Raw genomic sequence first — 5,591 nt, 5'->3', positions numbered from 1 at the left:
CTTCGGCAGTGTTGGTTTTATAAGCTTAAAAAACCAAAATGCTAGGAAAGCCGCTGAGTATGCGACCCGGAGTATCGACATCGGTTGCCGTCGGAGCCGCGCGTTATCGAGCCGTGGATATGCGCGCGTCGTTCGGGCCTGGCTTCGACGAGCTCCCTTGGGCAATGCGCATCCTGCTTGAAAACGGCTTGCGTTGTTCGGAGACCCCGGACGATCTGCTGGATGCATTTCGCACCTGGCTCAAAACCGGCGCCAGCGCCTACGAGATGCCGTTCCGGCCGTCGCGGGTCATGATGCACGACACGACATGCGTGCCAGCGCTCGTCGACATCGCCGCGATGCGGGACGCGGTGGCGGAAGCCGGCGGCGATCCATCCCGGCTCTCCCCCGTCATTCCCGTCGACGTCTCGATTGATCACAGCGTCGGCGTCGACCGTTTCGGCACCCCCGACGCCCTGGCCTTCAACATGAAGCGCGAGTTCGAACGAAATCAGGAACGCTACCGCCTCATGAAATGGGCGACGCTCGCGTTGCCTGGAGTTCGCATACATCCGCCCGGGACCGGTATCATGCACACCATCAACATGGAACAGTTGGCGAGCGTAATCGCGGTGGCCTCGCAAGGCGGCCAGAACTGGCTTCATCCGGAAACCCTGGTCGGCACAGACAGCCACACGCCTATGGTCAACGCGCTGGGTGTTCTAGGCTGGGGCGTTGGCGGACTCGAAGCAGAAAGCGCCATGTTCGGTTTGCCCATGATGATGCGGCTGCCGGATGTGATCGGGGTCAAAGTGGTCGGGCGCCTGAAGGGCCTGGCGCTGGCGACCGACCTGGCCCTGGCAGTGACCGAACGTTTGCGCCTATACGGCGTTGCAGGATGTTTTGTGGAGTTCTTCGGCCCGGGCGTCACCACATTGACCGTCGGAGAACGGGGTGTAATCGCCAATATGGCGCCGGAATACGGCGCAACGACCGGCTTCTTCCCGATTGACACCGAGACCGTCAGGTATCTTGAACAAACCGGAAGAACTTCGGCGCTCATCGCAAGAGTGAAGGCCGGCTCGCGCGCGCTCGACCTCTGGTTCGACCCCAACATCACCCCCCGCTACAGCGATATGATCGAACTCGATTTGGACGAGATCGGCACCGCCCTTTCCGGCCCGCGACGGCCGCAGGACCGCGTGTCGCCGGGAGGGGTGCAGGCCGCCCTAGAGGCGGCGGAGGGTCGCTCCCTGCGGCGCCGTGACCCGGCAGCGACCATCCCCGACGGCGCGATCGCCATCGCCGCGATCACCAGTTGCACCAACACCACCGACCCCGCTCTCCTCGTCGCGGCTGGGCTAATGGCACGCAAGGCACGCGCCCGCGGTCTCGCCCCACCGGATTGGGTAAAAACATCGCTTGCGCCGGGTTCGCCGGCCGCCGAGCGCTATCTGGCGCGAATCGGCTTGCTTCAAGAGCTTGAGGCAATCGGCTTCGGGATCGTCGGGTTTGGCTGCACGAGCTGTATCGGCAACTCCGGTCCGCTGACGCCTGAGATGGAAGCGTCCATCGCCGAGGGCACCATTGCGACGGCGGTTTTATCCGGCAACAGGAATTTTCCGGGGCGCGTGCATCCATCGCTGCGCAACGGATTCCTGGCGTCGCCGCCCCTGGTCATCGCCTATGCGCTTGCCGGCGATGCCATGCGAAACATCGAGACCGATCCGATCGGCGTTGACCGGACAGGCGTGCCGGTTTTCCTTCGCGACATATGGCCCAGTCGGGACGAGGTTGACCGCTTCGTCCAGTTGCGGCCCGCTGATTTCATCGATGCCTTCAACGCCGCGCAACGCAATGCCGACTGGGCAGCGCTCGAGGCGCCATCCAGCGTCCTGTTCCCGTGGGATGAACGCTCGACATACATTCGTCGACCGCCATTCGCCGTCGCCAAGCCGGATTCCCGCATCGGCCGATACCGCGCCCGTCCCTTGCTCGCTCTCGGCGATGACATAACCACGGATCATATTTCCCCTGCCGGCCAGATTTCAGTCTCGAGCCATGCTGGTCGCCATCTCATTGCGAAAGGTGACCCCGCCGGCGATCTCAACGTGTTCGCGGCGCGCCGAGGCAACTGGGAAGTCATGCTTCGTGGGCTCTATTCGAACCGTGACACGGTCAATCTGCTTGGTGTCGAGATACCGGCAGGGCAGGCAAGGCATATCCCCAGCGGGCAGCTTGGCTCAATCTGGGAAACGGCTCTGCGCTATCAGGATGAAGGCGTGCCGACGGTCATCGTGGCGGGCGAACGATACGGCGCCGGGTCGTCTCGTGACTGGGCGGCGAAGGGCGTGAATCTGCTCGGCGTCCGCGCGGTTCTGGCCCAAAGCTTCGAGCGAATTCACCGGACTAACCTCATTGGCATGGGCGTTCTGCCAATCAAGATCGAAGACAAGCCCCTTCCGCAGATCGAGCCTGAGGATGTTTTCGAGATTGAAACGGAGAACGTACAGCCGCGCAAATCCCTTACCGTTAGTATCCTTCGAAGCGACGAAACGATCCGCCCGCTGACATGCAGGATGGCGGTCGAGACCGAACTGGAATGCCGCACGATTGAGGCCGGCGGGATGATCCCGCTCATCCTATCGCGTTTCGTTCCTTAAAACGTGCAGCGGCAGTATCTGACGACGTCAGCTCTGAAACCCTTTTCTAGCAGTGGAATGGCGAGCCAAGCCGTTTATGCGGCGGAAAACATCACCGGCCGCGACGATGGGGTCGCCGAGAGGTGCGAGCGCCGCTCGCTATGAGGGTTACCAAACCTGTCGCTGGGGGTTACCAATGCGCGTATTAGGTGGCCTTAGGTTACCAATCGGGGCCGGAATAAGCTCAATCGAAACGTCTGCTTAAGGCCAGTCGGGAATTGATTGTCGTCGGGGTACATTGGTAACCTGTTGTCCGAAGGGCATTGGTAACCTCTTCGGGCGAAAGCAGCGGGATATCATCCACTTAGCAGTCCGGCCAACGACAGATAATTCTGGACTCTAGCCCTACCGACGACAGATAATTCCGGACGCCATACCAGACTGCCAATTATGCGACTTTCGAAGCACAAAAAGAGAACATGATCGCAGGCTAGGCAATCGGATCGCCTCTGCAACCGACCTCGCACCTCCGGGTATTCCACTGCGCGACTGCAGCAGCACATAAGAACCGCGCGTGTGAGCGGGGCAGACCTCACATCCGACGAGGCAGGTCGCCTTACCTAAGGCCGCGAATACCCTTGCCCGACTTCATCGCCAGCCGAATTCGGCGCGCTCACCGACATCGGCATCGCGGCACCTCCGGAGCAGTCGCAGCCACCTTCCCGCCGTCGATCCAAAGAAGTTTATCTTTCCCGATTACATTGTCAGCCTCGGCTGCGATCGCGGTAGCTATCTCCTGCGCGTGAGCTGGTTCAGCAGTCAGGCACACAAGCTGAAAAGTGCAGACCAGTGAGATTGCGACAAATTCAAAGTGGATTGCGTTGCGCGTAACCGAGGGCACGTTCACCTTCTGAAACCCCTTCTTCAAACCACATTTCGGTCCAATGGAGATCGTACGAAAGTGGCCTGGGACCGCCTTCCTTATCCACCCTTTCGAGCGCCGAAATGCAGGCCGACCGCCCACGTGATCACAGCGGCAACCAGATGAAATGCCGCAAATATGGCGGCCGGGACAATGCCGGCCTCCACCTCGACCATAAGGACGATGCTCACGAAGGCACTCCCGGCGACAGCGACTGCAAGCGCGACCCAAGTCAGCGGCCTGCGGAACGCCCCGACTGCGAATCCATGGCCGCCGTGGCCGGTTGAGGTCCTGAGTATCATTCCCGCCGCGCCCAGCGGCGAGAGCATCAGGGCCAGGAAAATCGCAACCGTGCCAGCCAGCGTGACCCCCGCTCCGCCTAGACGATCGCCATTATGTTCGGGCCAATAGAAGAACCATACGAACGCGGCGACAAGGGCGGCGGCAAGTGTCCAGAAGCCAACCGTCCAGCCCAGCCTTTCGCTTCGCGGCCGAGCAGCCCAGATGTCGGCGTTAAGGAGCGGGTCGTAGGTCAGGATGATCCAGGGGGCGATGAGAAAGCCTACGCCCGCGGGTCGGACCAGGAAGAAACTTGGATGAGACGGGGCATAAAAACTAGCCACTTCGGGAACGATTGCATCGGGAATGAACCGCGCAAGCGATTGAAGGGCTAGGGTCGCCACACCGGCAATCAGCGAGGCAAGCGCCATGCGGCCGTACAGTCGCGTCAAGCCGACCCATCGCCCCTCCCCGTATGGCCGGACGAAGGTTGGCAGCACGAACATCGTGCCCGCGATCAGAACGAAAAATGCAAACTGGATGGTGCCCGGGTCAGGGAGCTTGGCGCCTGTCTCCGGCATTGCCTTGAACGCCGAATAGAGCCCGGCGATCACGCCTACCGCGGCGGCAGTCACGATCGTGTCGGCGCCGTTGTTCTTGCGACGCGCCACCTCCGCGCCGACCGCGGTGGTGATGACAAAGCCCAGAGCCACCGCCATCATGCCGGCTTCGGCTCTGGAAAGCGGACTACAGACTCCGGCCGAAACCAAGCATAGCACCCAGGCCCCAAGCTGGAACGCGCTTGATCCGAAGATGGCTCCCACCACGGGCGCCGCGAGCAAGACGCCAAGCGACGAGTTTTCAGCCGGTGGAGGCGGATTGCCCGTGGGTGGAGGCCCGTTTCCCGGTCGATTTCCCTTCGTTGATTTTCTCGCCATGCCCCCCCGCGCACATACCCGCCGCAATATACGCATTGTCTTGCCGGTGTCATCAATACATAATTTTTTCGGTCGATACTTTCTAACGAGCAACATTGCACGTACTATCGCGATGACGCTGCTGGGGGTGCTAAAAATGAAGAATTTAGTCAACTACACGTCGGGCGTCATTTGCGCAGCTCTTACTTTGGCGATCACCGGGCAGGTGCACGGCCAACAGCAGGCCACACCAAATTCATATGTCACGGTGCCGGTCCTGGGCAATCTTCCCGCCATCGAGGATCGCATCAACGCCGAGGTCCCGGATCTGCTCGCAGATATTGGCCAGAGCAATGCGGTGTGCATCCCAGCTCAAAGGGCGAAGTACAAGTATCCGTGTTTTCGCGGTATCAAATGGTACTCCTGCGAAGGCTGGACCTATGTCTCGCCCGAGGTCAGATGCGACATATCAGGTTGGGTCAAGCGAAATGGACGTATTAGACTGTCGGGACAGGGTGGCACCATCCATGTCTCTTTTCCGGTCGCCGCCCAAGCCACTGCAAAGGCTCGCGTAAGCGAGACAGCCGATGCGAAGGCCACCATTGTTGCGGACATAACGCCCACCATCTCGCCGGATTGGAAAGTCGCGGCTCAAGTCATTCCCGGCTTCACCTGGGACAAGCCGCCTACCCTGGAACTGTTTGGTTTCATCAAGATCACGATCGCTGACAAGGTCGAGCCAAAGCTGCGCGACAAGCTCAACGATCTTGCCGGCAAGCTGCCAGCGCTGCTTGCCACCCTTAAGGTCCATGACAAAGCAGAAGAGGCCTGGTCGTCCATCCAGGATCCCAT

At 60.6% G+C, this 5,591-nt stretch carries 3 protein-coding genes; 2 read left to right on the top strand and 1 reads right to left on the bottom strand.

Going from position 1 to position 5,591, the window contains the following annotated elements:
* Positions 1–59: 59 nt before the first annotated feature.
* Positions 60–2,642, top strand: a complete 2,583-nt coding sequence (acnA, locus tag EOA60_RS16300) for an aconitate hydratase AcnA (protein ID WP_128311600.1) — start codon at positions 60–62, stop codon at positions 2,640–2,642.
* Positions 2,643–3,602: 960 nt separating this feature from the next.
* Here acnA and EOA60_RS16295 read toward each other — a convergent pair.
* On the bottom strand, positions 3,603–4,544 hold the full coding sequence (locus tag EOA60_RS16295) for a hypothetical protein (RefSeq protein ID WP_127335527.1): 942 nt from the start codon (positions 4,542–4,544) through the stop codon (positions 3,603–3,605).
* Between EOA60_RS16295 and EOA60_RS16290 the strand changes: the two genes are divergently transcribed.
* A partial coding sequence (locus tag EOA60_RS16290; RefSeq protein ID WP_128311598.1) for a DUF4403 family protein occupies positions 4,516–5,591 on the top strand: 1,076 nt, incomplete at its 3' end. The genes EOA60_RS16295 and EOA60_RS16290 overlap by 29 nt on opposite strands.

The sequence above is a fragment of the Mesorhizobium sp. M1A.F.Ca.IN.020.06.1.1 genome, from assembly GCF_004023265.1.
GTDB lineage: Bacteria > Pseudomonadota > Alphaproteobacteria > Rhizobiales > Rhizobiaceae > Mesorhizobium.
The sequence above is the reverse complement of the archived record's forward strand: the minus strand, read 5'-3'. Positions and strand labels throughout refer to the sequence as shown.

Excerpts from the sequence above, each read along its gene's own strand:
- acnA (WP_128311600.1), top strand. The coding sequence starts at position 60 with ATGCGACCCGGAGTATCGACATCGGTTGCCGTCGGAGCCGCGCGTTAT.
- EOA60_RS16295 (WP_127335527.1), bottom strand. The coding sequence starts at position 4,544 with ATGATGGCGGTGGCTCTGGGCTTTGTCATCACCACCGCGGTCGGCGCG.